General features: G+C 60.6%; 21 protein-coding genes. 8 read left to right on the forward strand and 13 right to left on the reverse strand.

Annotated elements, in window-relative coordinates; all coding sequences use genetic code 11:
• Positions 1-4 precede the first annotated feature (4 nt).
• From hutU to hutC, 3 genes are all read right to left on the reverse strand, one after another.
• On the reverse strand, positions 5-1,675 hold the full coding sequence (gene hutU, locus ACXX81_RS20865) for a urocanate hydratase (RefSeq protein ID WP_231422704.1): 1,671 nt from the start codon (positions 1,673-1,675) through the stop codon (positions 5-7).
• Positions 1,676-1,996: 321 nt separating this feature from the next.
• Positions 1,997-2,557, reverse strand: a complete 561-nt coding sequence (locus ACXX81_RS20870) for a HutD/Ves family protein (protein WP_209987488.1) — start codon at positions 2,555-2,557, stop codon at positions 1,997-1,999.
• On the reverse strand, positions 2,554-3,264 hold the full coding sequence (gene hutC / locus ACXX81_RS20875; RefSeq protein ID WP_323571403.1) for a histidine utilization transcriptional repressor HutC: 711 nt from the start codon (positions 3,262-3,264) through the stop codon (positions 2,554-2,556). The genes ACXX81_RS20870 and hutC overlap by 4 nt, the downstream gene beginning before the upstream one ends.
• Positions 3,265-3,411: 147 nt before the next feature.
• Here hutC and ACXX81_RS20880 point away from each other — a divergent pair, with 147 nt between their 5' ends.
• The gene (locus ACXX81_RS20880; RefSeq protein WP_458572318.1) at positions 3,412-4,776 is read left to right on the forward strand and encodes a formimidoylglutamate deiminase; all 1,365 of its coding nucleotides are present in this window, start codon (positions 3,412-3,414) and stop codon (positions 4,774-4,776) included.
• 116 nt (positions 4,777-4,892) lie between these two features.
• On the opposite strand, the gene ACXX81_RS20885 is transcribed toward ACXX81_RS20880, so the two are convergent.
• The 4 genes from ACXX81_RS20885 to ACXX81_RS20900 form a co-directional block, all read right to left on the reverse strand.
• Complete coding sequence (locus tag ACXX81_RS20885) at positions 4,893-5,462, reverse strand: lipocalin family protein (RefSeq protein ID WP_209987474.1); 570 nt, start codon at positions 5,460-5,462, stop codon at positions 4,893-4,895.
• Positions 5,463-5,492: 30 nt separating this feature from the next.
• Complete coding sequence (locus ACXX81_RS20890) at positions 5,493-5,747, reverse strand: hypothetical protein (RefSeq protein ID WP_209987470.1); 255 nt, start codon at positions 5,745-5,747, stop codon at positions 5,493-5,495.
• Between the two features lie 177 nt (positions 5,748-5,924).
• Positions 5,925-6,935 carry a class 1 fructose-bisphosphatase gene (locus tag ACXX81_RS20895; protein WP_209987467.1) on the reverse strand — a complete coding sequence of 337 codons (1,011 nt, stop codon included), beginning with the start codon at positions 6,933-6,935 and terminating at the stop codon, positions 5,925-5,927.
• Between the two features lie 162 nt (positions 6,936-7,097).
• On the reverse strand, positions 7,098-9,548 hold the full coding sequence (locus ACXX81_RS20900) for a glycogen/starch/alpha-glucan phosphorylase (protein WP_209987464.1): 2,451 nt from the start codon (positions 9,546-9,548) through the stop codon (positions 7,098-7,100).
• 238 nt (positions 9,549-9,786) lie between these two features.
• Here ACXX81_RS20900 and ACXX81_RS20905 point away from each other — a divergent pair, with 238 nt between their 5' ends.
• On the forward strand, positions 9,787-10,221 hold the full coding sequence (locus tag ACXX81_RS20905) for a YkgJ family cysteine cluster protein (RefSeq protein WP_024072902.1): 435 nt from the start codon (positions 9,787-9,789) through the stop codon (positions 10,219-10,221).
• Between the two features lie 192 nt (positions 10,222-10,413).
• Here ACXX81_RS20905 and typA read toward each other — a convergent pair whose 3' ends face one another.
• Positions 10,414-12,234, reverse strand: coding sequence for a translational GTPase TypA (typA, locus tag ACXX81_RS20910; protein ID WP_057008554.1), 1,821 nt, complete (start codon positions 12,232-12,234; stop codon positions 10,414-10,416).
• 139 nt (positions 12,235-12,373) lie between these two features.
• The gene (thiI, locus tag ACXX81_RS20915; RefSeq protein ID WP_209987462.1) at positions 12,374-13,828 is read right to left on the reverse strand and encodes a tRNA uracil 4-sulfurtransferase ThiI; all 1,455 of its coding nucleotides are present in this window, start codon (positions 13,826-13,828) and stop codon (positions 12,374-12,376) included.
• 334 nt (positions 13,829-14,162) lie between these two features.
• Between thiI and glnA the strand changes: the two genes are divergently transcribed.
• From glnA to ntrC, 4 genes are all read left to right on the forward strand, one after another.
• On the forward strand, positions 14,163-15,569 hold the full coding sequence (gene glnA / locus ACXX81_RS20920) for a type I glutamate--ammonia ligase (protein WP_057008556.1): 1,407 nt from the start codon (positions 14,163-14,165) through the stop codon (positions 15,567-15,569).
• Positions 15,570-15,748: 179 nt separating this feature from the next.
• Entirely contained in the window at positions 15,749-16,285 is a 537-nt protein-coding gene (locus tag ACXX81_RS20925; protein ID WP_458572319.1) for a chorismate mutase, read from the forward strand.
• A 321-nt stretch (positions 16,286-16,606) separates the two neighbouring features.
• Positions 16,607-17,692, forward strand: coding sequence for a nitrogen regulation protein NR(II) (glnL, locus tag ACXX81_RS20930; protein WP_003237475.1), 1,086 nt, complete (start codon positions 16,607-16,609; stop codon positions 17,690-17,692).
• The gene (gene ntrC, locus ACXX81_RS20935; protein ID WP_057008558.1) at positions 17,689-19,125 is read left to right on the forward strand and encodes a nitrogen regulation protein NR(I); all 1,437 of its coding nucleotides are present in this window, start codon (positions 17,689-17,691) and stop codon (positions 19,123-19,125) included. Before glnL ends, ntrC begins: the two co-directional genes overlap by 4 nt.
• 447 nt (positions 19,126-19,572) lie before the next feature.
• Here the strand turns inward: ntrC and ACXX81_RS20940 are convergent, their stop codons facing one another.
• Positions 19,573-20,013, reverse strand: coding sequence for a hypothetical protein (locus ACXX81_RS20940; protein ID WP_458572320.1), 441 nt, complete (start codon positions 20,011-20,013; stop codon positions 19,573-19,575).
• Here ACXX81_RS20940 and ACXX81_RS20945 point away from each other — a divergent pair.
• Positions 20,012-20,467, forward strand: coding sequence for a tRNA (cytidine(34)-2'-O)-methyltransferase (locus ACXX81_RS20945; RefSeq protein WP_209987451.1), 456 nt, complete (start codon positions 20,012-20,014; stop codon positions 20,465-20,467). The two genes, ACXX81_RS20940 and ACXX81_RS20945, sit on opposite strands and share 2 nt — an antisense overlap.
• Before the next feature lie 118 nt (positions 20,468-20,585).
• Here the strand turns inward: ACXX81_RS20945 and secB are convergent, their stop codons facing one another.
• Genes secB through ACXX81_RS20960 form a run of 3 tightly spaced genes read right to left on the reverse strand, consistent with a single transcriptional unit; the run spans position 20,586 to position 21,770 of the window.
• Positions 20,586-21,065, reverse strand: coding sequence for a protein-export chaperone SecB (secB, locus tag ACXX81_RS20950; protein WP_057008561.1), 480 nt, complete (start codon positions 21,063-21,065; stop codon positions 20,586-20,588).
• 38 nt (positions 21,066-21,103) lie between these two features.
• On the reverse strand, positions 21,104-21,355 hold the full coding sequence (gene grxC / locus ACXX81_RS20955) for a glutaredoxin 3 (protein WP_209987449.1): 252 nt from the start codon (positions 21,353-21,355) through the stop codon (positions 21,104-21,106).
• Between the two features lies 1 nt (position 21,356).
• Positions 21,357-21,770: a rhodanese-like domain-containing protein gene (locus tag ACXX81_RS20960; RefSeq protein ID WP_003237494.1), complete on the reverse strand. Its 414-nt coding sequence runs from the start codon at positions 21,768-21,770 to the stop codon at positions 21,357-21,359.
• 151 nt (positions 21,771-21,921) lie between these two features.
• Between ACXX81_RS20960 and gpmI the strand changes: the two genes are divergently transcribed.
• Positions 21,922-23,448 carry a 2,3-bisphosphoglycerate-independent phosphoglycerate mutase gene (gpmI, locus tag ACXX81_RS20965; protein WP_458572321.1) on the forward strand — a complete coding sequence of 509 codons (1,527 nt, stop codon included), beginning with the start codon at positions 21,922-21,924 and terminating at the stop codon, positions 23,446-23,448.
• The last annotated feature ends 4 nt before the right edge of the window (positions 23,449-23,452 follow it).

Raw genomic sequence — 23,452 nt, forward strand, 5'->3', positions numbered from 1 at the left:
GTCTTTATTTGATCATCGGCAGGTTCAGGCCCTGCTCTTTGGCACAGTCGATCGCGATCTGGTAGCCGGCGTCCGCATGCCGCATCACCCCGGTGGCCGGGTCGTTGTGCAATACCCGCGCGATGCGTTCGGCCGCTTCATCGGTGCCGTCGCAGACGATGACCATGCCCGAATGCTGGGAGAAGCCCATGCCCACGCCACCGCCGTGGTGCAGCGAGACCCAGGTCGCGCCGCTCGCGGTGTTGAGCAAGGCGTTGAGCAGCGGCCAGTCGGACACGGCGTCGGAGCCATCCTGCATGGATTCGGTTTCGCGGTTGGGGCTGGCGACCGAGCCGGAGTCGAGGTGGTCCCGGCCAATCACCACCGGCGCCGACAGCTCGCCGCTGCGGACCATTTCGTTGAACGCCAGGCCCAGCTTCGCGCGCTGGCCCAGGCCGACCCAGCAGATACGCGCCGGCAGGCCCTGGAAGCTGATGCGTTCACGCGCCATGTCCAGCCAGTTGTGCAGGTGGGCGTCGTCCGGGATCAGCGCTTTGACTTTGGCGTCGGTCTTGTAGATGTCCTGCGGGTCGCCCGACAGCGCAGCCCAGCGGAACGGGCCGATGCCACGGCAGAACAGCGGGCGGATATAGGCCGGCACGAAGCCCGGAAAATCAAAGGCGTTTTCCACGCCGACTTCCTGGGCCATCTGGCGGATGTTGTTGCCGTAGTCGAACGTCGGGATGCCCTGTTTCTGGAATTCGAGCATGGCTTTTACATGCACGGCCATCGACTGCTTGGCGGCCTGGATCACGACGGCCGGCTCGGTTTTGGCGCGGGCGCGGTATTCGTCCCAGGTCCAGCCGGCCGGCAGGTAGCCGTTGAGCGGGTCGTGGGCGCTGGTCTGGTCGGTGACCATGTCCGGGCGCACGCCGCGCTTGACCAGCTCCGGCAGAATTTCGGCGGCATTACCCAGCAGGGCGATGGAAATGGCCTTGCCTTCCTGGGTGTATTTGGCGATACGGGCCAGGGCGTCGTCGAGGTCGGTGGCCTGCTCGTCGACATAGCGGCTGGCCAGACGGAAATCGATGCTGACCTGCTGGCATTCGATGTTCAGCGAGCACGCACCGGCCAGCGTGGCCGCGAGTGGCTGCGCGCCACCCATGCCGCCGAGGCCGGCGGTGAGCACCCAGCGGCCCTTGAGGTTGCTGTCGTAATGTTGGCGACCGGCTTCGACGAAGGTTTCGTAAGTGCCCTGGACGATGCCCTGGCTGCCGATGTAGATCCAGCTGCCAGCGGTCATCTGGCCGTACATGGCCAGGCCCTTGGCATCCAGTTCGTTGAAGTGTTCCCAACTGGCCCAGTGCGGCACCAGGTTGGAGTTGGCGATGAGCACGCGTGGCGCGTTGCTGTGAGTTTTGAACACGCCGACCGGCTTGCCCGACTGCACCAGCAGGGTTTCGTCGTCGTTCAGATGGGTGAGGCTCTCGACGATCTGGTCGTAGCACTCCCAATTGCGCGCCGCACGGCCGATGCCGCCGTACACCACCAGTTCTTTCGGGTTCTCGGCCACTTGCGGGTCGAGGTTGTTCATCAACATGCGCAGCGGCGCTTCGGTCAGCCAGCTTTTAGCGGTGAGCTTGTTACCGCGGGCGGCACGGATTTCGACATCACGGAACTGGGTAGGCTTGGTCACAACGCTGACTCCTGGGCGATCGATGCGCGAACAGGTGCGTGGGGAAGAAGAGTCTTACGCACACACCTTTACTTGTATGTACAAGCATATGCAATCGAGCGGCCAACTTGATGAGTCGGTCAGGGGGAATTTTTTATCGAATACACGGGAGCCTTGAGAATTAAGGCTTTGGGGGCTTTGTGAAATTTCCTGGGTGGGTGTTTTCAACGAGGGCGAAACACTGGAGTTGCATCACGCTGGGGCATTCGGTAACAAATTGGTGCACCGTTTTGTAAACACCGCCGAGAAATGTGGGAGGGAGCAAGCCCCCTCCCACATTTTTTAACCGCGCGCGGTCAGTTCGATAATGCAGCTACGGCCTGCCACGGAAATATCCAGCAAGCCGGTATTACCCTCCACTTGCAGGCAATCGTGATGGCCCAACTTCTGGTCCAGCACCTTCACTTCATCCGCCACGCTGAACACCAGCACCGTCTGCGCGGTGCTGAAAAAGCGCTGCACGCCGTCCACCCATTGCAAACGCGCGTGGTAACGCTGGGGCGAATAGATCAGGTTGAAATCGCGAATCGGCCCGGTGATCAGGCGGCAGGACACCTGACTGTCGCCACTGAAGGCGAAAGGTTGCAGCGGCAAGAGGCCGCGCTGCTCCTCGCCGTCCACGGTCAGCACCATGCCTGCGCCCTTGATCACGGTGATCACGCGCTGGTAGCCGGCGAAGGTGGAGAAACCGCCCGATTCGGCAATATCGGCAATCGACAGACGCCAGCCAAACCCCTCCAGGCCTTCGCCTGCATCACGGGTGATTTCTTCGGTGCTGCCGCCGCCATTTTTCCAGGGCATGCGCACATAGTCGGTGGCGCGCCACACGCTGACTTCACTCATTTGCTGAAACGCCCTTCGAGGCTGTGCCGGGAACCGGGGTGGATCAAGCGTGCGGCGGTTACCGGCTGACGGCCCGACCAGGTGCGCCGGCGAATCAACAGGCAGGGTTCGCTCGGCTCGATCTGCAGCAGTTTGCATTCGGCGGCGTCAGCGAGAATCGCTTCGACCACGTGCTCGCCTTCGGTGAGCGGTGCCACCTGGTTGAGGTACGCGTAGGGGGTTTGCTGGGTGAAGTCCTGCTGCAGGTAGTCGGGCGCGACTGCGGCGTTGACGAAGCGGTCTTCGATCTGCACGGGTATATCGTTTTCGTAGTGCACGATCAGCGAGTGGAACACCCGCCCGCCTTCACGCATTTCCAGCGCAACGGCGCGCTCGGAACCGGCAGCCTCTTCGCACAGGTGGATGACCTGGCAGGTATGACGATGGCCGCGCGAGGCAATCTCATCGGCAATGTTGTGCACTTCGAACAGTGCCGACTGGCTCTTGGGTTCAGCGACGAATGTGCCCACGCCCTGCATGCGCACCAGCAACCCTTCGGCGGTGAGTTCGCGCAGGGCGCGGTTGATGGTCATGCGGCTGAAGCCCAACTGGCTGACCAGTTCGCTTTCCGACGGCACGCGGTAATGGGGCGGCCAGTTACCGTTGAGAATCTGCTGGCTGATCATCTGTTTGACGCGGGCATACAAGGGCGCCGGACTTTCGTCCATGTGGGCAGCCAGCGAAGACTTGGCAGGCGGAGTCGGCACAGGGAATCCTTGCAGGGAAAAAAGAAGCATAGATTGCCGGAGTTTACCGAGCAGGCAAACGTCTGTATATGTATATACAAATAAACACACGACCGGAGTCTTCTGATCATGTCCGCATTCTTTGCCGAACGCGCGCTGCTGCCTGATGGATGGGCCAACGATGTACGCCTTGAGTTGGGCGTCGACGGACTGCTGACTCGGGTCGAGGCCAATGCCGACGCAGACGGCGCCGAGCGGCTCAGAGGCCCGCTGTTGGCCGGCATGCCGAACCTGCATTCCCATGCCTTCCAGCGCGCCATGGCCGGCCTGGCGGAAGTGGCGGGCAACCCGAATGACAGTTTCTGGACCTGGCGCGAGCTGATGTACCGCATGGTCGGCAAGATCAGCCCGGACCAGTTGCAGGTGATCGCGCGCCAGCTGTACATCGAAATGCTCAAGGCCGGCTACACCTCGGTGGCCGAGTTTCATTACGTGCATCACGATGTCAGCGGCCAGCCTTACGCCGACCGCGCCGAGCTGTCGCGGCAGATCAGCCAGGCGGCCGCCCACAGCGGTATCGGCCTGACGCTGGTGCCGGTGCTCTACACCCACTCGGGGTTTGGTGGCCAGGCGCCGAACGAGGGCCAGCGGCGGTTTATCAACAGCACCGACAGTTACCTGGACCTGCAGGCCCGCTTGCGTCCGATGCTGGCGGCACAACCGGCGCAGCAGCTGGGGCTGTGTTTCCACTCGCTGCGCGCGGTCACCCCGCAGCAGATCCACGACGTGCTGGCAGCCGGCGACAAGGCGTGCCCCGTGCATATCCACATCGCCGAGCAGCAGAAAGAAGTCGACGATTGCCTGGCCTGGAGCGGCAAGCGCCCCCTGCAATGGCTGTATGACAACGTTGAGGTCGATGAGCGCTGGTGCCTGGTGCACGCCACCCATGCCGATGCGGACGAAGTCGCGCGCATGGCCAGAAGCCGTGCGATTGCAGGGTTGTGTCTGACCACTGAGGCGAATCTGGGTGACGGGATTTTCCCGGCGGTGGATTTTCTCGCCCAGGGTGGGCGCATGGGCATCGGCTCCGACAGCCATGTGTCGCTGAGCGTGGTGGAGGAATTGCGCTGGCTGGAATATGGCCAGCGGTTGCGGGATCAGCGGCGCAATCGTCTGTATCGCTCCGATCAGCCGATGGTTGGCCGCACGCTGTTTGATGCCGCGCTGGACGGTGGGGCCCAGGCGCTGGGGCAACCGGTGGGTCGATTGGAAGTGGGCAAGCGGGCGGACTGGATCGTGCTTGACGGTAATGATCCGTACCTGGCCACGGCGAGCGGAGATGGGATTCTCAATCGCTGGCTGTTCGCCGGAGGAGATCGGCAGGTGCGTGATGTGCTGGTGAACGGCAAATGGGTGGTGCGCGAGGGGCATCATGCCGACGAAGAGGAAAGCGCGAGGGCCTTCACGCAGGTGTTGAGGACTCTACTCGGATAAAAAATGTGGGAGGGGGCTTGCTCCCGATTGCGGCATGTCAGTCATGAATAGGGTGACTGATGCACGGCTATCGGGAGCAAGCCCCCTCCCACATTGGGTTCAGGGTGTTGTCGAGGTTATTGCGAGGTCTTGGCCATCTGCTTGTCCGAGGTGCGGAAGATCAGGCGCGTGGTGTCATAGCCCTGTTGCCGCGCCCTGCTGAGCAGGTCTTCACGAGTTTCAGCGCTCACCGTTGGTGTACGCGACAGGATCCACATGTAGCGACGGCTCGGGCTGCCCACGATGGCGGTCTTGTAGTCATCGCTGACGTACAACACCCAGTAGTCGCCCTTGGCAACGCCCGGCAGCAGCGCAGTAAACCAGTTATTGAATTCCACCCAGAGCTTGTCGGTCTTGCCCGGCACTTGCGGTGTGGCGGTGCCCTTGGCTTCTTCCCACTTCCACTCGGTGGTCAGGCAGCGATTGAACACCGACATGTCGCCATCCGGCAGCAGGTTGTAGCGGGCTTCCGACTGCGCGCAGTTGCGCTGGAAGTACATCGGCAATCGAGCCAACTCGTACCAGGTGCCCTGGTAACGTTTGAGGTTGACGTTGCTCGCGGTCTTGGGTTGCAGATCATCGCCAGAATGGCTGGCGCAGCCTGCCAAAAACAGGCTGGCGCAAAGGAACAAAACAAAACGCATCATTCTTCTTCTCCCGCAGGCTTGCGCCCCGGTTTACTTCAGGCCTTGCCCGGAAAACAACACAACCTTGTCACCGGCATATTGAACGCTGATAAAACTGTTTTTATCGCCCCAGGTGCAGCTGGACATGCCCAGTGCGCCGGAACAGTCAGTCGGCGTGCCCAGCAACGACTCCACCTCAGCCTTGGGCATCCCGGCCGACAACTTTGCGTAATTCTCTTGATTGACCTTGCTGCAAGCGGCCAGCAGCACGCAAAAAGTCAGCAAGGCGAGACGACGTAACGACATGGATAAACTCCTGGAAGGGCGAAGCAGCGTGGGTATCTGCCAGAACCTTAGAAGGGAAAAGGGGGGTCTGGTTCCCGACGCGCAAAAACAAAAAAAGCCCCGAAAACGCTGAAACGTTTCGGGGCTTCTTCAACGGTGATCCGCCTCACAACACGGCGGATTGTTTATCGCACGCGCTTACTTCTTGTGATACGACGTCACGCGCTCAACTTCTTCCTTCGAACCCAGGAACACCGCCACACGCTGGTGCAGGCCTTCAGGCTGGATGTCGAGGATGCGCTGGTGACCGTCGGTGGACGCGCCGCCAGCCTGCTCAACCAGGAACGACATCGGGTTGGCTTCGTACATCAGGCGCAACTTGCCCGGTTTGGACGGCTCGCGGCTGTCGCGTGGGTACATGAACAAGCCACCACGGGTGAGGATACGGTGCACGTCGGCCACCATTGCAGCCACCCAGCGCATGTTGAAGTTTTTCTTCAGCGGGCCTTCTTCGCCAGCCATCAGCTCGCCAACATAGCGGGTCACCGGCTCTTCCCAGTGACGCTGGTTGGACATGTTGATCGCAAATTCCTGGGTGGACGCAGGAATGGTGATGTCTTCGTGGGTGAGTACGAAGCTGCCCATTTCGCGGTCCAGGGTGAAGCCTTTTACGCCGTCGCCCAGGGTCAGCACCAGCATGGTCTGCGGGCCGTAGATCGCGTAGCCTGCAGCCACCTGCTCGGTGCCTGGCTGCAGAAAGGCCTTTTCGTTCAGCGCTTCGTTCTGGCTCAGGTATTCGTTGGGGCAACGCAGTACCGAGAAGATGGTGCCGACCGGTGCGTTGATGTCGATGTTGGACGAGCCGTCCAATGGGTCGAATACCAGCAGATAGGCGCCCTTCGGGTATTTGCCCGGAATCTGGTAGGCATTGTCCATTTCCTCGGACGCCATGCCGGCCAGGTGACCGCCCCACTCGTTGGCTTCGAGCAGGATCTCGTTGGAGATCACGTCGAGCTTCTTCTGCACTTCGCCCTGCACGTTTTCAGTGCCCATGCTGCCCAGGACACCCCCCAATGCGCCTTTGGACACGGCGTGGCTGATTTCCTTGCAGGCACGCGCCACCACTTCGATAAGGAAGCGCAGATCGGCAGGCGTGTTATTGCTGCGGGTCTGCTCGATCAAATAGCGACTCAAGGTAACGCGGGACATGTAAGGCTCCGGACAATGGGGGGCTGAAAACCCGCGCAGTTTAGCGCGAGTCGGGGCTTAAATCCTCTCATCAGAGGATTTAAGCGCAATAGAGTTCATGGTCTGGCAACAGATCCAATGCGGGAGGGAGCAAGCCCCCTCCCGCACTGTGCATTGCAGCGTTTAGTCGAGCGCTTTCCAGATTTCGGTGGCGTACTCGCGGATGGTGCGGTCCGAGCTGAACCAGCCCATGCGCGCGGTGTTGAGCACCGCCGAACGCCACCACGCCTTGGAGTCGTGCCAATGCGCTTCGACCCGTGCCTGGGCGTCCCAGTAGGAATCGAAGTCGGCGCACACCAGGAAGCGGTCGTAGTCGATCAGCCCGTCGATCAGGCCCACGTAGCGGCCCGGATCATCCGGCGAGAACACCCCGCCGCGGATGGCCTGCAGCACGTCGTTGAGACGATGGGATGCAGCAATGTCCGGCCCGGCGCTGAATTCACCGGCGTGCTTGCGGGCTTCCACCTGCTGCGCGCTGAGGCCGAAGATGAACATGTGCTCGGCGCCGACCTGCTCGTGCATCTCCACATTCGCGCCATCCATGGTGCCGATGGTGAGCGCACCGTTGAGGCCGAACTTCATGTTGCTGGTGCCCGAGGCCTCGAAGCCGGCGGTGGAAATCTGCTCCGACAAGTCCGCCGCCGGGATGATGCTTTCTGCCAGGCTCACGTTGTAGTTGGGCAGGAACACCACCTTGAGCAGACCACGTACGGTCGGGTCGTTGTTCACGGTGCGCGCGATGTCGTTGGTCAGCTTGATGATCAGCTTGGCCTGGTGATAGCTCGCCGCCGCCTTGCCCGCGAAGATCTTCACCCGCGGCACCCAGTCGGTGCCCGGCTCGGCACGGATCGCCTGGTACAGCGCCACGGTGTGCAGCAGGTTCAGCAGTTGGCGCTTGTACTCGTGGATACGCTTGACCTGTACGTCGAACATCGCCGCCGGGTTGACCGAAATGCCCAGGCGCTCATGGATGATCTCGGCCAGCGCACGCTTGCTGTGCAGGCGCTGGTCGGCGAAGGCTTTGCGGAAGGCCTGTTTCTCGGCGAAGGTTTCAAGCTCCGTCAGGCGGGTTTCCATGGTGTCGAGAATGTCCGGCCCCAGCGCTTCCACCAGCATCTGCGTGAGCTTGGGGTTGGCCTGGTACAGCCAGCGGCGGAAGGTAATGCCGTTGGTTTTGTTGTTGATGCGTTCCGGGTAGAGCTTGTGCAGTTCGGAGAACACGGTGCTGCGCATCAACTGGGTGTGCAGGCCGGATACGCCGTTGACGCTGTGGGAACCGAGGAACGCCAGGTTGCCCATGCGCACGCGGCGGCCGTTGTCTTCTTCGATCAGCGAAACGGCGCGCAGCACATCGAAATCGTGGATGCCTTTGGCGCGCAGCGAGTCGATGTGCTGGGCATTGATCAGGTAGATGATCTGCATGTGCCGGGGCAACATGCGCTCCATCAAGCCGACCGGCCAGGTTTCCAGGGCTTCAGGCAGCAGGGTGTGGTTGGTGTAGGACAGCGTTTCGACGGTCACGTCCCACGCAGCTTCCCAGGGAATGTCGTGCAGGTCCACCAGTTGACGCATCAGTTCGGCCACGGCGATGGACGGGTGAGTGTCGTTGAGCTGGATCGCGGCGTGTTCGCCCAGGCTCAGGACCGAGCCGTGCATGTTCTTGTGGCGGCGCAGCAGATCCTGCAACGAAGCGGAGACGAAGAAGTACTCCTGGCGCAGGCGCAGTTCCTGCCCGGCTTCGGTGCTGTCGGCCGGGTAAAGCACGCGGGAAATACTTTCGGCGCGGGCCACTTCGGCGACGGCGCCCAAGTGGTCACCGGCGTTGAAGCGCTCCAGGTGCAAGTCCTCAACGGCGCGCGCACGCCACAGGCGCAGGGTATTGACGCTGGCACCGCGCCAGCCGACCACCGGCGTGTCGTAGGCAACCGCGCGCACGGTTTCGCCGGGCGTCCACACCTGGATCATCTTGCCGGACGCATCCGGCAGGGTTTCGACGCTGCCGCCAAAACCAATCGGGTAAATCACTTCGGCGCGTTCGAATTCCCATGGGTTGCCGAAATCCAGCCAGCGTTCGGTCTGCTCCTGTTGCCAGCCATCGACAATCGCCTGGCGGAACAAGCCGTGCTCGTAGCGGATGCCGTAACCATGCCCGGCGATGCCGAGGGTGGACATGCTTTCCATGAAGCACGCGGCCAGACGCCCCAGGCCACCGTTGCCGAGCGCCGCATCGGGCTCCAGCAGACGAATGCGCTCAAGGTCGACGCCCAGCTCAGCCAGTGCGTCGCGCGCGATCTCCAGCACGCCCAGATTGCTCAAGCTGTCGTAGAGCAAGCGGCCAATAAGAAATTCCAGCGAGAGGTAATACACCCGCTTCTGGCCTTTGCGGTAGATACGCCGCGTGTGGTCCATCCAGTGGTCGACCATCTGGTCGCGGGCGGCCAGGGCAATGGCTTCGAACCAGTCGTGGTCGAAGGCGTGATCCGGGTCCTTGCCCACCGCGTAAGTGAGTTTGGTCAAGACGGCATCGCGAAATGCGGCTACCTCTGCTTCTCGTGCAAGTGGTTCCTGAGACATCAATTGCGACCTCGGGCGAGATAGAAGGAGTTGCTAGAGCCTAGACCGTCTGACAGACGGTAGCGGCTGCGGTTCGTCAGTTTTTTAACTCATTAACGGTTTGGTGAATTTGATGCAGGCGCCGTGCCCGCTTTTGGCTCAGGCGTGCCTTTTGGCTGAAATCCGCAAAATATTGTTCAAAAAACCACCAATCCCGGTATGATCGCGCGCCCTGCTACCGCCCCACCCTGGAACCCTGATGAAGCCTCAACTGATCGCCGCCGCGGAACTCGACCGTCTGGAAACCTGGCAGAAATATTCCGCCCACATGTGCGGCGGCTGCGTGTCCAGCTGCTGCACGCTGCCGGTCGAGGTGAAGATCAAGGACCTGATCCGCATTGGCATCGTCGACGAATTCGAGCGCGGTGACCCGCCGAAGAACATCGCCAAGCGGTTGCAGAAGGAAGGCATCGTGGAGCGCTACAACAACAAATCCGAGATCTTTACCCTGCAGCGCATGAGCAACAACGATTGCCTGTACCTGGATCGTAAGACGCGCTTCTGCACTATTTATGACAAGCGCCCGGATACCTGCCGCAACCACCCGAAAATCGGACCGCGGCCGGGATACTGCGCGTACAAGCCGAAGGAAGTGGTGCGCGAGACCAAGTTCAAGACCCTCGATAAGTTCTGATTCGGGTTTTGTGGGGCTGTTGAGGGCCCTATCGGGGGCAAGCCCCCTCCCACATTTTGATCTGTGAACACATTCAAAGGTGGGAAGAGGCTTGCCCCCGATGAGGCCAGTACAGCCACCACCAAAACTGCAGGCATAAAAAAACGCCCCCGGCCTTTCGACCGGGGGCGTTTTTATTCAGCCTGAGTTAACTCAGTTCTTGGATTTCTTGGCAGCGCGGGTACGCTCGCCTTCGTCCAGGATCTTTTTACGCAGGCGGATCGACTTAGGCGTCACTTCGCACAGCTCGTCGTCCTGGATGAATTCCAGTGCCTGTTCCAGGGTGAAGCGAACAGGTGGGACCAGAGCGATGGTTTCGTCTTTGCCCGAAGCACGCATGTTGTCGAGCTTCTTGCCTTTGGTTGGGTTGACGCCCATGTCGTTGTCACGGCTGTTCAGACCAACGATCTGACCGTTGTAGATCTCTTGACCGTGTTCAACGAACAGCTTGCCACGCGCCTGGAGGGTTTCCAGGGAGTAGGTCAGCGCCTTGCCGGTTTCTACCGATACCAGAACACCGTTCTGACGACCGGACATGTCGCCGGACTTCATGGTGTCGTAGCGATCGAAGATCGAGGTCAGGATGCCAGCGCCGTTGGTCAGGGTCAGGAACTGGTTACGGAAACCGATCAGACCACGAGCAGGGATGTTGTATTCCAGACGTACACGGCCCTTGCCATCCGGCACCATGTTGGTCAGGTCGCCCTTACGCAGGCCCATCTCTTCCATGACCTTGCCCTGGGATTCTTCAGGGGTGTCGATGGTGACGTTTTCGAACGGTTCCTGCTTCACGCCGTCAACCTGACGGATGATCACTTCCGGACGACCAACACCCATTTCGAAGCCTTCGCGACGCATGGTTTCGATCAGTACGGAGAGGTGCAGCTCACCACGGCCGGAGACTTTGAACTTGTCAGCCGAGTCGCCTTCTTCAACGCGCAGTGCAACGTTGTACAGCAGCTCTTTGTCCAGACGCTCCTTGATGTTACGGGAGGTCACGAACTTGCCTTCCTTGCCGCAGAACGGCGAGTCGTTCACCTGGAAGGTCATCGAAACGGTTGGCTCGTCAACGGTCAGAGGCTTCATCGCCTCGACAGTGTCCGGCTGGCACAGGGTGTCGGAGATGAACAGCGAGTCCATGCCGCTGACGCACACGATGTCGCCGGCAAATGCTTCTTCAACGTCGATGCGGTGCAGACCGTGGTGGCCCATCAGCTTCAGGATACGACCGTTACGCTTCTTGCCGTCGGCGCCGATAGCCACAACCGGGGTGTTCGGCTTGACGCTGCCACGGGCAATACGGCCAACGCCGATAACACCCAGGAAGCTGTTGTAGTCCAGTGCCGAGATTTGCATCTGGAACGGGCCTTCACGGTCAACTTTCGGCGGCGGTACGTTGTCGACGATCGACTGGTACAGCGGGGTCATGTCTTCAGCCATGTCGGTGTGGTCAAGACCAGCAATACCGTTCAGGGCCGAGGCGTAGATCACCTGGAAATCGAGCTGTTCTTCGGTGGCGCCCAGGTTGTCGAACAGGTCGAAGATCTGGTCCAGAACCCAGTCCGGACGCGCGCCTGGACGGTCAACCTTGTTGATGCACACGATCGGACGCAGGCCGGCTTCGAACGCCTTCTTGGTCACGAAACGGGTTTGCGGCATAGGGCCGTCTTGAGCGTCAACCAGCAGCAGCACGGAGTCGACCATCGACATTACGCGTTCTACTTCGCCGCCGAAGTCGGCGTGGCCCGGGGTGTCCACGATGTTGATGTGGTAGCCGTTCCAGTTGATGGCGGTGTTTTTCGCCAGGATGGTAATACCGCGCTCTTTTTCCTGGTCGTTGGAGTCCATCACGCGCTCGTCGTTGAGCTCGTTGCGCTCCAGGGTGCCGGATTGGCGCAGGAGTTTGTCTACCAGGGTGGTTTTACCGTGGTCAACGTGAGCAATGATGGCGATGTTACGTAGATTTTCGATCACTTGTGTATCTCGATCAGAGGATTCGGTGTGCTGACAGGTCGTGGCAGCGATTAACAGTAGAGTCAGGCCTTGCCGTTACAGCTTGACGGCAGAGTCGGGGGGCCGGTGACGCAGGCCACAGGCAAACAGCCCCGGGCTCTTAGCTCGGTCGATAAACGCGCACATTGGCATGCCCCTCACTGAGCAAATGGTGGGCATGCAGGCGACTCATCACGCCTTTGTCGCAATACAGCAGGTACTGACGGCTGTTATCCAGTTCCTTGAAACGCGCGTTCAATGCATAGAACGGCAGCGTTTGTACGTCGATGCCGGCGATTTCCAGCGGCTCATCCTCGGCGGCATCCGGGTGACGGATATCGACGACGATCTGACCGGCCAGGGCTTCGCTGACTTCTTCGATCTGCACATCCTGGCCCAACTCGTCGATCACGCGATCGATCGGGACCAGTTTGGCGTTCTCGAGCGCACGCTCCAGAACCGCCATATCAAACTGTTGTTCTTCATACTCCACGCGGTTGCGCTTGGCGTGGGTCTTGGGGTTCACCGAGATGACCCCGCAGTATTCCGGCATATGCTTGGCGAAATCGGCGGTGCCGATTTCTTCGGCCAGGTCGATGATGTCCTGCTTGTGGCTGGCGATCAGCGGGCGCAACACCAGCTTCTCGGTCACGCAGTCGATCAGCGACAGGTTGGGCAGCGTCTGGCTGGCCACCTGGGAGATCGCTTCGCCGGTCACCAGCGCGTCGATCTGCAACTGATCGGCAATGCGGGACGCAGCGCGCAACATCATACGCTTCAAAACCACGCCCATATGACTGTTATCGACTTTAGCGAGAATTTCGCCCAGCACTTCCTCAAACGGCACGCTCACAAACAGCACGCGCTGGGAGCTGCCGTACTTCTTCCAGATAAAGTGCGCGACTTCCATCACGCCCAATTCGTGTGCACGCCCGCCCAGGTTAAAGAAGCAGAAGTGGCTCATCAGGCCGCGGCGCATGATCTGGTAGGCCGCCACCGTGGAGTCGAAACCACCGGACATGAGCACCAGGGTCTGTTCCAGGGCGCCCAGCGGGTAGCCGCCGATGCTGTTGTGCTGGCTGTGGATCACAAACAACCGTTGGTCGCGAATCTCCATGCGCACTTCAATTTGCGGCGCTTTGAGGGAGATTCCGGCCGCGCCGCACTCGCGACGCAGCTTGCTGCCGACGTATTTCTCCACATCCATGGAGCTGAACGGATGTTTGCCGGCGCGCTTGCAGCGTACCGAAAAAATCCTGCCTTCCAGCTCATCGCCAAAGTGCAGTTTGCACTTCTCGGTGATGTCATCGAAGTCGCCCAGCGGGTACTCGTCCACCTGCAGAAAATGCGCGATGCCCGGCATGCAGCTCAGGCGCTCGGTCATGTCCTTCAGGGCTTTGGCGTCGGTCAGGCGGGTTTCCAGCTCGAGGTTGTCCCACACACCGTTGACCACCACAGCCGGGTCCAGATCGCGGAGCACGGCACGGATGTTCTTGGCCAACTGACGGATGAAGCGCATCCGTACCGGTCGGCTCTTGATGGTGATTTCAGGGAAGACTTTTACGATTAATTTCATGGAAACAGCGCGTGCCGGGCCTGCTGAAAAAGGGGGGCGCGGATTATAGCGGAAATCGCTCAAGGTTTAACCAGTTAATATGCACCGCACTTGCAACGCACTAAATGCGTGCATTTTCACTTGGCAACGCTACATTGCAGTGCGCACCTTTTTGCCATTTGTCGTTATGCACCTTTATAGGGTCGCATTTGGAGCACAAAACCCATGTTGGCGCACTGGCATGCAATTTGCTCTCTTGTGAGGCAGGTTGCCATGGCGGACTATCCGCGCCGGCATCACCCACATTCTAAGGGCTAATTCCACTACCCCAGCCCGAAGCCACCCGGAGGACACCATGTCGAAGTCGGTTCAACTCATCAAAGATCATGACGTTAAATGGATTGATCTGCGCTTCACGGACACAAAAGGCACTCAGCACCACGTGACCATGCCGGCTCGCGACGCGCTGGATGATGCTTTCTTCGAAGAAGGCAAAATGTTCGACGGTTCCTCCATTGCTGGCTGGAAAGGCATCGAAGCTTCCGACATGATCCTGATGCCGGACGACAGCACTGCCGTCCTCGACCCGTTCACCGAAGAGCCTACCCTGATCCTGGTATGCGACGTGATCGAGCCTTCGACCATGCAAGGCTACGACCGCGACCCACGTGCGATCGCCAAGCGTGCCGAGGAATACCTGAAGTCGACCGGTATCGGTGACACCGTATTCGTGGGCCCGGAGCCAGAGTTCTTCATCTTCGACCAAGTGAAGTTCAAGTCCGACATCTCCGGTTCCATGTTCAAAATCTACTCCGAGCAGGGCTCCTGGATGTCCGACCAGGACGTGGAAGGCGGCAACCATGGCCACCGTCCAGGCATCAAAGGCGGCTACTTCCCGGTGCCACCGTTCGACCACGACCACGAAATCCGTACCTCCATGTGCAACGCCATGGAAGACATGGGCCTGGTCATCGAAGTGCATCACCACGAAGTGGCCACTGCCGGCCAGAACGAAATCGGTGTGAAGTTCAACACCCTGGTAGCCAAGGCTGACGAAGTTCAGACCCTGAAATACTGCGTACACAACACCGCCGTTGCCTACGGCCGTACCGCGACCTTCATGCCAAAGCCTCTGTACGGCGATAACGGTTCGGGCATGCACGTTCACCTGTCCATCGCCAAAGATGGCAAGAACACCTTCGCCGGCGAAGGCTATGCCGGCCTGTCCGACACCGCCCTGTACTTCATCGGCGGCATCATCAAGCACGGCAAGGCCCTGAACGGCTTCACCAACCCGTCGACCAACTCCTACAAGCGTCTGGTCCCAGGTTTCGAAGCGCCGGTCATGCTGGCCTACTCGGCCCGTAACCGTTCGGCCTCGATCCGTATTCCTTACGTGTCCAGCCCGCGCGCTCGCCGTATCGAAGCACGTTTCCCGGATCCGGCAGCCAACCCGTACCTGGCCTTCGCTGCGCTGGTCATGGCTGGCCTGGACGGCATCCAGAACAAGATCCACCCTGGCGACGCCGCCGACAAAAACCTGTACGACCTGCCGCCTGAAGAGGCCAAGGAAATCCCGCAAGTGTGCGGCAGCCTGAAAGAGGCCCTGGAAGAGCTGGACAAGGGCCGTTCGTTCCTGACCAAAGGCGGCGTGTTCAGCGACGACTTCATCGATGCCTACATCGAGCTCAAGAGCGCTGAAGAAATCAAGGTGCGCACCTTCGTACACCCACTGGAATACGAGCTGTACTACAGCTGCTGATCCGGTAGCGCCGCCTAAGGCGGCGTGATGAAAAAAGACCTCCTCCGGAGGTCTTTTTTTTGCCTGAGCATGAAGAATGCGGGACGGGGCATACCCCGATGGCAGAGTGTCAGGCAATACCTGTATAACCTGACCCACCGCCATCGGGAGCAGGCCCCCCTCCCACAAGGAGATCACCTTTGAAAGTACGTTTTTTGTTTGCCTTGATGTTTGCCAGCGCCACCGCCAGTGCCGCGCCGCCCACCCTTGAGCCGCTGCTCAACAGCATCGCCGAGCGTCTGGAGATCGCCGACCAGGTAGCCCTGAGCAAGTGGGACAGCCACAAGCCTGTGGAAGACAGGAAGCGCGAGCAGGAAGTGATCGCCAGCGTTGTCGCCCAGGCACCGAGCTACAAACTCGACCCTGCCGCCGCCGAGCAGTTCTTCTCGGCACAGATCGAAGCGAACAAACTGGTGCAGTACACCCACTTGTCCGACTGGCAGTTCCAGGGCAAGGCGCCCGACGATCCGCGCCCTGACCTGGTCAAGCAAATCCGCCCGCAATTGGATGAGCTGCAAAAGACCCTGCTCAAGCAACTGGCTGATTTCACCCCTCAGCGCACGGATCCGCAGTGCCCGCAATGGCTGGCCGAAGCCGTGCATGAACCGCTCAACGACCCGCTGCGCCAGTTGGCGATGATCCGCGCCACGGCCGAGTTGTGCATCTACAAAGGCTAGGCCTGTAACCCGATTAAAAATGTGGGAGGGGGCTTGCCCCTCCCACATTGGACTGTATGCATTCAGGACCCTCTCTGACACCTTCCTGAACAACCTTCACAAAATCGCACTATATTAGTGCGACAGTTTGCACCCTACCCATTCGCCGACCCCATTTTGGTTCGAAACTTCCCGTTCAAGCTGGCAGAACGCCACAGTTTCGCGCCTGAACCCCCTATTTCAGGGCCTGCGCGCTTCTTTTCGGAGCCTTGGTTTGGTTTTTGCATTTTCCTTGTATCAGCGTGTGCCTCAAGCCTGCGCCCTGCTCCAAAAGAGGTCCTGATGACCATCAGCGATGCACTGCACCGTTTGTTACTCGACAACCTGACCACCGCGACCATCCTGCTCAATGCCGACTTGCGCCTTGAGTACATGAACCCCGCGGCGGAGATGCTCCTGGCCATCAGCGGCCAGCGCAGCCATGGGCAGTTCATCAGCGAATTGTTCACCGAGTCCGCCGAAGCCCTGAGCTCGTTGCGCCAGGCGGTCGAGCAGGCACACCCGTTTACCAAGCGCGAAGCGATGCTCACCGCCCTCACCGGCCAGACGCTGACCGTCGACTACGCCGTAACCCCCATCCTGAGCAACGGCGCCACGCTGCTGCTGCTGGAAGTGCACCCGCGTGATCGCTTGCTGCGCATCACCAAGGAAGAAGCCCAGCTGTCCAAGCAGGAAACCAGCAAGATGCTGGTGCGCGGCCTGGCCCATGAGATCAAGAACCCCCTCGGCGGTATTCGCGGCGCGGCGCAGTTGCTCGCGCGCGAGCTGCCCGAGGAGCATCTCAAGGACTACACCAACGTCATCATTGAAGAGGCCGACCGCCTGCGCAATCTGGTGGACCGCATGCTCGGTTCCAACAAGCTGCCGTCCCTGGCGATGACCAACGTGCACGAAGTGCTCGAACGCGTCTGCCAACTGGTCGAGGCCGAAAGCCAGGGCTGCATTACGCTGGTGCGCGACTACGACCCGAGCATTCCCGACGTATTGATCGACCGCGAACAGATGATCCAGGCGGTACTCAATATCGTGCGCAATGCCATGCAGGCCATCAGCAGCCAGAACGAGTTGCGCCTGGGCCGCATCAGCCTGCGCACCCGCGCGTTGCGCCAGTTCACCATTGGCCACATACGCCATCGCCTGGTCACCAAGGTCGAGATCATCGACAACGGCCCGGGCATTCCTGCGGACCTGCAGGACACCATTTTCTTTCCCATGGTCAGCGGCCGTCCGGACGGTACCGGACTGGGCCTGGCCATTACCCAGAACATCATCAGCCAGCATCAGGGCCTGATCGAATGTGAGAGCCATCCCGGCCACACCACGTTCTCGATCTTTCTGCCACTGGAACAAGGAGCCCCATCGACATGAGCCGTAGTGAAACTGTCTGGATCGTCGATGACGACCGTTCTATCCGCTGGGTCCTGGAGAAAGCCCTGCAACAGGAAGGCATGACCACCCAGAGCTTCGACAGCGCCGACGGCGTCATGAGCCGCCTGGCGCGTCAGCAGCCCGACGTGATCATCTCCGACATCCGCATGCCCGGCGCCAGTGGCCTGGACCTGCTGGCGCGGATTCGTGAGCAGCACCCGCGCCTGCCGGTGATCATCATGACCGCGCATTCGGACCTGGACAGCGCTGTCGCCTCCTATCAGGGCGGGGCTTTTGAATACCTGCCCAAGCCGTTCGACGTGGACGAGGCGGTGGCGCTGGTCAAACGCGCCAACCAGCACGCCCAGGAACAGCAGAATCAGGAAGCGCCACCGGCCCTGACCCGCACCCCGGAAATCATCGGCGAAGCGCCAGCGATGCAGGAAGTGTTTCGCGCCATCGGCCGCTTGAGCCATTCCAACATCACCGTGCTGATCAACGGCGAGTCGGGCACCGGCAAGGAACTGGTGGCCCACGCCCTGCACCGTCACAGCCCACGGGCAGCGTCGCCGTTCATTGCATTGAACATGGCCGCCATTCCCAAGGACCTGATGGAATCCGAACTGTTCGGCCACGAGAAAGGCGCGTTCACCGGCGCGGCCAACTTGCGTCGCGGACGCTTCGAACAGGCTGACGGCGGTACGCTGTTCCTCGATGAGATCGGCGACATGCCGGCCGATACCCAGACCCGCCTGCTGCGCGTACTGGCGGACGGCGAGTTCTACCGGGTTGGCGGACACACGCCGGTCAAGGTGGATGTGCGCATCATCGCTGCGACCCACCAGAACCTGGAAACCCTGGTGCATGCGGGCAAATTCCGTGAGGACTTGTTCCACCGCCTCAATGTGATCCGCATCCATATTCCGCGCATGTCGGACCGTCGCGAAGACATCCCCACCCTCGCGCGCCACTTCCTCAGCCGCGCTGCCCTTGAGCTGGCGGTTGAGCCGAAGTTGCTGAAAACCGAGACCGAGGAATACCTCAAGAACCTGCCGTGGCCGGGCAACGTGCGCCAGCTGGAAAACACCTGCCGCTGGATCACGGTGATGGCGTCCGGGCGCGAAGTGCATATCAGCGACCTGCCGCCGGAATTGCTGAGCCTGCCGCAGGATTCGGCCCCGGTGACCAACTGGGAACAGGCCCTGCGCCAATGGGCCGACCAGGCGCTGGCACGCGGCCAGTCGAACCTGTTGGACAGTGCGGTGCCGGCGTTCGAGCGGATCATGATCGAAACCGCGCTCAAGCATACGGCTGGGCGTCGTCGCGACGCGGCGGTGTTACTGGGTTGGGGACGCAATACCCTGACGCGCAAGATCAAGGAACTGGGCATGAAGGTGGACGGTGGAGACGACGACGAGGGCGATGACGCCTGATACTTTTCAGCATCCATCACCGTTCAAGTGTGGGAGGGGGCTTGCTCCCGATGGCAGTGTTTCTGTCAGCTTATCTTTAGCTGACACACCGCAATCGGGAGCAAGCCCCCTCCCACACTTGGATCTGCATACACATTCGGAACGTGCACCGCTTCAATGCACCATGAACCGGCATCGGGCATGAACACCGCGCCCAAAAACCAGACCCATTGAAAAAAAGTTTAAAGCTGAAAACACCAAAGCCCCGTATTCCGGGGCTTTGCGCTTTATGGCGAACGTTTTTAGCAAACCATGCAAACTCTGGCACGCGCCCTGCAATAACCCTTGTACAACCCAGTTTCGGGGACCTTGGTACAGGCAGGCCGAGAATCCCCTCTTTAACACCGAAGCCTATGGCTTCACCCTGTTTTGGGAGCCCTGGTACAGGCAGGCCGGGAACTCCCTCTTTTATTGCTCCTGGAGATGGACCTCCAACCGCCAGCGGTCGTCGAACGACTCGCCCTTCCACTCCCCGCGCAACGGCCGAGCCGACACCAGGTTCAGCAGCAGGCCACCATCGGTCTTGCGCACGCGCCAGTTCACCAGACTTTCATTGACCTGCAACTGTCCTCCGGCAGACTTGCCCCGCGCGCCGAACAGCAGTGCCACGGTGCCGTCGATGTGTTCGCCATGCAGCTTGGGTTCGCGGTTGAACCACACCACGACGCCGTCAGCGACAGTCTCCACCCGCAGCAACTCCACCGGATCCGGAATGGTCAGGCGACCAATCATCAACCCCACCATCAGGCCGACAATGGCCAAAGAGCCCATCACACGCGGCAATAGCTTCGGCCTCGGATCGTCTTCAGGGGTAGAATGCAGCGCATCTTTGCCTTCGGAGCCGTGCATGTTTCACGTCATCCTTTTTCAACCAGAAATTCCGCCGAATACCGGCAACGTTATCAGGCTGTGCGCCAACAGTGGCTGCCACCTGCATTTGATCGAGCCTCTGGGCTTCGACATGGACGACAAGCGCCTGCGCCGCGCCGGGCTGGACTACCACGAGTACGCCACGCTCAAGCGCCATGCCGACCTTGCCAGTTGCCTGGAAAGCCTGGGCCACCCCCGGCTGTTCGCGTTCACCACCAAGGGTTCGCGGCCCTTCCATGATGCCAGCTTTGCCGACGGCGACGCGTTCCTGTTCGGCCCGGAAAGCCGTGGCCTGCCGGCCGAGGTGCTCGACGCGCTGCCCGAGGGTCATCGCCTGCGCCTGCCGATGCGCGAGGGCTGCCGCAGCCTGAACCTGTCCAACACCGTAGCCGTCGCCGTGTACGAAGGCTGGCGCCAACTCGGTTTCAAATAACACACATAACAAATGTGGGAGGGGGCTTGCCCCCGATAGCTGTGGATCAGCCAGCTTATCTGTAGCTGACCCACTGCAATCGGAGGCAAGCCCCCTCCCACATTTTTACAGCATCGACTTATTGAACGGTCGACGTGCCTTCCTGTTGCATGCGCTGCAGCTCTTGCGCGTACAGCGCATCGAAGTTCACCGGAGCCAGCATCAGCGCCGGGAACGAGCCACGGGTAACCAGGCTGTCCAGGGTCTCACGGGCATACGGGAACAGGATGTTCGGGCAGAACGCGCCCAGGGTGTGGCTCATGGACGCTTCGTCCAGGCCCTGGATCAGGAAGATACCGGCCTGTTGCACTTCAGCGATGAAGGCCACTTCTTCACCGTTCTTGACGGTAACCGACAGGGTCAGCACGACTTCATGGAAGTCACCTTCCAGCGCCTTTTGACGGGTGTTCAGGTCCAGCGCAACGCTTGGGGTCCATTCCTGACGGAAGATGGCCGGGCTTTTCGGCGCTTCGAACGACAGGTCACGCACGTAGATGCGCTGCAGCGAAAATTGTGGGCCTTGGGCTTCTGCTGCTTCGGTGTTCTGTTGGTCAGTCATCGCAGGTCCTTGATCTTGGGGCTGTTAGGGGTTGGGAGTCAGGCGAGCAGCGCATCGAGCTTGCCGCCGCGCTCAAGGGCAAACAGGTCGTCGCAACCACCGATGTGCTTGGCGCCGATCCATATCTGCGGCACGGACGTGCGCCCCGCCTTCTGGGCCATTTCGGCGCGCACCTGGGGTTTGCCGTCGACCTTGATCTCTTCGAAGGCAACGCCCTTCTTCTCCAGCAAGGCCTTGGCCCGCATGCAGTAAGGGCACCAATCGCTGGAATACACGACAACCTGGCTCATATCACTTCACCAGCGGCAGGTTATCGGCCTTCCAGCTGCCGATACCGCCAGACAGCTTGGCGGCGGTGAAACCAAGCTTGAGCATTTCGCGAGCGTGGGTGCCGGCGTGCTGGCCTTGGGCATCGACCAGAATGATGGTCTTGGCCTTGTGCTTTTCCAGCTCGGGCAGGCGCGCGATCAGCTTGTCCTGAGGAATGTTCAGGGCACCGACGATGTGGCCGGCGGCGAAATCCTTGGCCGGGCGAATGTCCACCACGACGGCCTCGTCCTTGTTGACCAGCGAGGTCAGCTCCGACGTGCTCAGGCTGCGGCCACCACGGCTCATCTCGTGAGCGATCAGCAGCGCCAGCAGGATGACGAAAGCACCCACGAGCAGATAGTGGGCAGTGGCAAATGCAATCAGGTGATCAACCATCAAGGAGGTTCCAGGGCGTTAAAATGGCGGTAAGTATACACAGCCGTCAGGGGGGGCCAACCCCTGTAAAGCGGTGACTCAGTCTGAACTTCGCTTTAAACTGCCACTCACTTTTCAAACGCCTTCCTTTATTACCGCCGCGAGAGGATCTATGACTACCACGCCTAAACCTTTGGTCCTGATAATTCTCGATGGCTTCGGACACAGTGAAAGCCACCACGACAACGCGGTATACGCGGCGCGCAAGCCGGTGCTGGACCGCCTGACCGCCACTGTGCCCAACGGCCTGATCTCCGGATCGGGCATGGACGTGGGCCTGCCGGACGGCCAGATGGGCAACTCGGAAGTGGGCCACATGAACCTCGGCGCCGGACGAGTGGTATACCAGGACTTCACGCGCGTCACCAAAGCGATCCGCGACGGCGAGTTCTTCGAGAACCCGACCATCTGCGCAGCGGTCGATAAAGCAGTGGCCGCCGGCAAGGCCGTGCACTTCATGGGCCTGCTGTCCGACGGCGGCGTACACAGCCATCAGGACCACTTGGTCGCCATGGCCGAGCTTGCCTTCAAGCGCGGCGCCGAGAAGATCTACCTGCACGCCTTCCTCGATGGCCGCGACACTCCGCCAAAAAGCGCGCAATCGTCCATCGAACTGCTGGACGCCACCTTCGCCGCCCTGGGCAAGGGCCGCATTGCCAGCCTGGTCGGGCGCTACTTCGCCATGGACCGCGACAACCGCTGGGACCGCGTCGCCCAGGCCTACAACCTGATCGTCGACGGCCAGGCCGAATTCAATGCCGCCACCGCCCAGCAAGGTCTTGAAGCTGCCTATGCGCGTGGCGAGAGCGACGAGTTCGTCAAGGCCACCACCATCGGCGAGCCGGTGAAGGTCGAAGACGGCGACGCCGTGGTATTCATGAACTTCCGCGCCGACCGCGCCCGCGAGCTGAGCCGCGTGTTCGTCGAAGATGGCTTCAAGGAGTTCGAGCGCGCGCGCCAGCCCAAAGTCCAGTACGTGGGCCTGACCCAATACGCCGCCAGCATCCCGGCCCCCGCCGCCTTTGCCGCGAGCAGCCTGGACAACGTGCTGGGCGATTACCTGGCCAAAAATGGCAAGACCCAGCTGCGCATCGCCGAGACCGAGAAGTACGCCCACGTAACTTTCTTTTTCTCCGGTGGGCGTGAAGAACCATTCCCGGGCGAAGAACGCATCCTGATCCCATCGCCAAAAGTGGCCACCTACGACCTGCAGCCGGAAATGAGCGCGCCTGAGGTGACCGACAAAATCGTCGATGCCATCGAGCACCAGCGTTATGACGTGATCGTGGTCAACTACGCCAACGGCGACATGGTCGGCCACAGCGGCAACCTGCAAGCGGCGACCAAGGCCGTGGAATGCCTGGACCTGTGCGTGGGTCGCATTGTGGATGCGCTGGAAAAGGTCGGCGGCGAAGCCCTGATCACCGCCGACCACGGCAATTGCGAGCAGATGTCCGACGAATCTACCGGTCAAGCCCACACCGCCCACACCACCGAGCCGGTGCCGTTCATCTATGTGGGCAAGCGCGATTTCAAGGTGCGTTACGGCGGCGTACTGGCAGATGTGGCGCCGACCATGCTGATGCTGATGGGGCTGGAGAAGCCGGTGGAGATGACCGGGACTTCGATCCTGGTTTGATCTA

It is taken from the genome of Pseudomonas sp. GNP013 (genome assembly GCF_054343995.1).

Bases quoted from the DNA above. Each gene is read 5' to 3' on its own strand.
- ACXX81_RS20940 (WP_458572320.1), bottom strand. From the start codon at position 20,013: ATGCACGGCTCCGAAGGCAAAGATGCGCTGCATTCTACCCCTGAAGAC.
- ACXX81_RS20905 (WP_024072902.1), top strand. From the start codon at position 9,787: ATGAAGCCTCAACTGATCGCCGCCGCGGAACTCGACCGTCTGGAAACC.
- grxC (WP_209987449.1), bottom strand. From the start codon at position 21,355: ATGAGCCAGGTTGTCGTGTATTCCAGCGATTGGTGCCCTTACTGCATG.
- thiI (WP_209987462.1), bottom strand. From the start codon at position 13,828: ATGAAATTAATCGTAAAAGTCTTCCCTGAAATCACCATCAAGAGCCGA.
- ACXX81_RS20945 (WP_209987451.1), top strand. From the start codon at position 20,012: ATGTTTCACGTCATCCTTTTTCAACCAGAAATTCCGCCGAATACCGGC.
- gpmI (WP_458572321.1), top strand. From the start codon at position 21,922: ATGACTACCACGCCTAAACCTTTGGTCCTGATAATTCTCGATGGCTTC.
- ACXX81_RS20880 (WP_458572318.1), top strand. From the start codon at position 3,412: ATGTCCGCATTCTTTGCCGAACGCGCGCTGCTGCCTGATGGATGGGCC.
- glnA (WP_057008556.1), top strand. From the start codon at position 14,163: ATGTCGAAGTCGGTTCAACTCATCAAAGATCATGACGTTAAATGGATT.
- ntrC (WP_057008558.1), top strand. From the start codon at position 17,689: ATGAGCCGTAGTGAAACTGTCTGGATCGTCGATGACGACCGTTCTATC.
- ACXX81_RS20885 (WP_209987474.1), bottom strand. From the start codon at position 5,462: ATGATGCGTTTTGTTTTGTTCCTTTGCGCCAGCCTGTTTTTGGCAGGC.
- ACXX81_RS20870 (WP_209987488.1), bottom strand. From the start codon at position 2,557: ATGAGTGAAGTCAGCGTGTGGCGCGCCACCGACTATGTGCGCATGCCC.
- ACXX81_RS20960 (WP_003237494.1), bottom strand. From the start codon at position 21,770: ATGGTTGATCACCTGATTGCATTTGCCACTGCCCACTATCTGCTCGTG.
- hutC (WP_323571403.1), bottom strand. From the start codon at position 3,264: ATGGACGAAAGTCCGGCGCCCTTGTATGCCCGCGTCAAACAGATGATC.
- ACXX81_RS20895 (WP_209987467.1), bottom strand. From the start codon at position 6,935: ATGTCCCGCGTTACCTTGAGTCGCTATTTGATCGAGCAGACCCGCAGC.
- glnL (WP_003237475.1), top strand. From the start codon at position 16,607: ATGACCATCAGCGATGCACTGCACCGTTTGTTACTCGACAACCTGACC.
- ACXX81_RS20890 (WP_209987470.1), bottom strand. From the start codon at position 5,747: ATGTCGTTACGTCGTCTCGCCTTGCTGACTTTTTGCGTGCTGCTGGCC.
- ACXX81_RS20900 (WP_209987464.1), bottom strand. From the start codon at position 9,548: ATGTCTCAGGAACCACTTGCACGAGAAGCAGAGGTAGCCGCATTTCGC.
- secB (WP_057008561.1), bottom strand. From the start codon at position 21,065: ATGACTGACCAACAGAACACCGAAGCAGCAGAAGCCCAAGGCCCACAA.